The sequence below is a fragment of the Polaromonas sp. AER18D-145 genome (genome assembly GCF_002379095.1).
Lineage (GTDB): Bacteria > Pseudomonadota > Gammaproteobacteria > Burkholderiales > Burkholderiaceae_C > Polaromonas.
This window is the reverse complement of the sequence record NZ_NBZV01000102.1, coordinates 1-1,874: the sequence shown is the minus strand read 5'-3', so window position 1 is coordinate 1,874 and position 1,874 is coordinate 1. Positions and strand designations below refer to the sequence as shown.

The 1,874-nt window shown below is 62.1% G+C and carries 2 protein-coding genes and 1 pseudogene; all 3 read right to left on the bottom strand.

Features of this window, described 5'->3' with window-relative positions:
* Nucleotides 1–944 (bottom strand): methyl-accepting chemotaxis protein (locus B7G52_RS23000; protein ID WP_141397539.1); only part of this gene is annotated, 944 nt, incomplete at its 3' end.
* A gap of 17 nt (nt 945–961) precedes the next feature.
* The gene (locus tag B7G52_RS22995; protein ID WP_096699977.1) at nt 962–1,438 is read right to left on the bottom strand and encodes a chemotaxis protein CheW; all 477 of its coding nucleotides are present in this window, start codon (nt 1,436–1,438) and stop codon (nt 962–964) included.
* A gap of 71 nt (nt 1,439–1,509) precedes the next feature.
* Nucleotides 1,510–1,874 (bottom strand): annotated as a pseudogene (locus tag B7G52_RS24285) (methyl-accepting chemotaxis protein); the annotation flags it as partial.

Genomic DNA, 1,874 nt, shown 5'->3' with positions numbered 1-1,874 from the left:
GCGTTTTGTTTGACGGTACTGGTCAGCTCTTCCATCGATGCTGCGGTCTCTTCCAGGGAGCTGGCCTGCTCTTCGGTCCGGGACGACAGGTCGTGGTTGCCGGCGGCGATCTGGCTGGACGCTGTCGCTATCGTGTCGGTGCCGCTGCGTACCTGACCAACAATATTGACGAGACTGTCTTTCATGGCGGAGAGGGAAGTCAACAGTTGAGCCACTTCGTCCTTGCCGTCGACATGGATGGCGTGGGTCAGGTCACCCTGGGCCACGGCGTTGGATGCCTCGACGGCTTGGGCCAGCGAGCGCGAGATGCCGCGCACCAGGGCCAGGCCGAAGAGGAAGGCGAACAGCACGCCGGCCACGATGGTGGTGATGGAGACGATGCGGATGGTGTTGTAGCGGGCCACGGCAGCGTCGTACGTCTCCTTGGCGACGTCGAGCTGGAGTTTCATCAGGGATTCGATACCGCTACGAACGGGGGCGTAGAGCGGGCGGATTTTCTCCACCACCAGACGTTTGGCCTCCTCAATATCATTGGCGCGCAAGGCGACCACGGCCGGACGCAGGCCCTCCTGCACGAATTTGGCGCGGTCTTCGGCGAATTTTTTGGCGAGCTTCGCTTCGTCGGTGGTCAGCGTGGTGAGCATGTAGGCCTCCCAGACTTTGGTGATGTTGGCAGCGTTGGCCTCGATCGCGGCAGTTTGCGTCTTGATCACCTCGGGGGTGGGGGTAACCAGCGAGGAGGCGATGGCCAGGCGGTTTTCCAGCAAATCGCTCTGGATGTCCGCAATCTGGCCCATCGGCACGGTGTTGTTTTCGTACACGCTTTTGAGCGCGTCGTTGGATTGACTGATGCCGAACAGGCCCAGGCTGCCAATGGCAATCAGCAGCGCGGACAGGATGCCGATCAAGATGATCAGGCGGGTGGAGATTTTGAAATTTTTCATAGTGGCTACCTATTTATTTAATGCGTTGTCTCGGCGATCAACCCCATCTCGGCACTGGTCATGAGTTTGTCGATATCCACCAGAATCAGCATGCGTTCATCGAGCGTGCCCAGCCCGATCAGGTAGTCGGTGTCCAGCACCGAGCCCATCTCGGGTGCAGGCTTGACCTGCTCGGGGCTCAAGGTGATCACGTCCGAGACGCTGTCCACCACCATGCCCATGACGCGGCTGGCCATGTTCAGGATGATCACCACCGTGAACTGGTCATAAGTGGGCGTGCCAAGATTGAACTTGATGCGCATGTCGATGATGGGCACGATGATGCCGCGCAGGTTGACCACGCCCTTGATGTGCTCGGGCGCATTGGCAATGCGCGTTACCGCGTCATAGCCGCGCAGCTCCTGCACTTTCTGAATGTCAATGCCGTACTCTTCCTGGCCCAGCGTGAAGGCCAGAAACTCCAGCGGCTGGGCGCTGGACGCGCCGGGGGGCATCCCCGCGGCGGACGATGGCTCGGACTTGCTTGTTGTCGTGTGCATGCGCATTCCTTTGGTTTTGCTGCTCTTTAAAACGTTTCCCAGTCGCCGGCGGCAGCAGGCCCTGCACCCGCAGCGGCCAGTTGCTGGCGCGGCGCGGCAATGGCCGGCTTGGCGCGCGGCGGCTGTTTCGGCGATGCCGCTGGCTTGATGGCGCCCGCACGCCGGGGCGCGGCCACCTGGTGGGCGGGCCCGCCAGATGGCCCGCTGTCGAGCTTGAACACGCTGACGACCTCCGACAGGCTGCTGGCCTGCTCCTGCAGCGAGGACGCTGCCGCGGCCGCTTCTTCCACCAGCGCCGCGTTTTGCTGCGTCACCTGGTCCATCTGCGTGATCGCCTGGTTGATCTGCTCAATCCCAGCCGTCTGCTCCTGGCTGGCCGCCGTGATCTCGG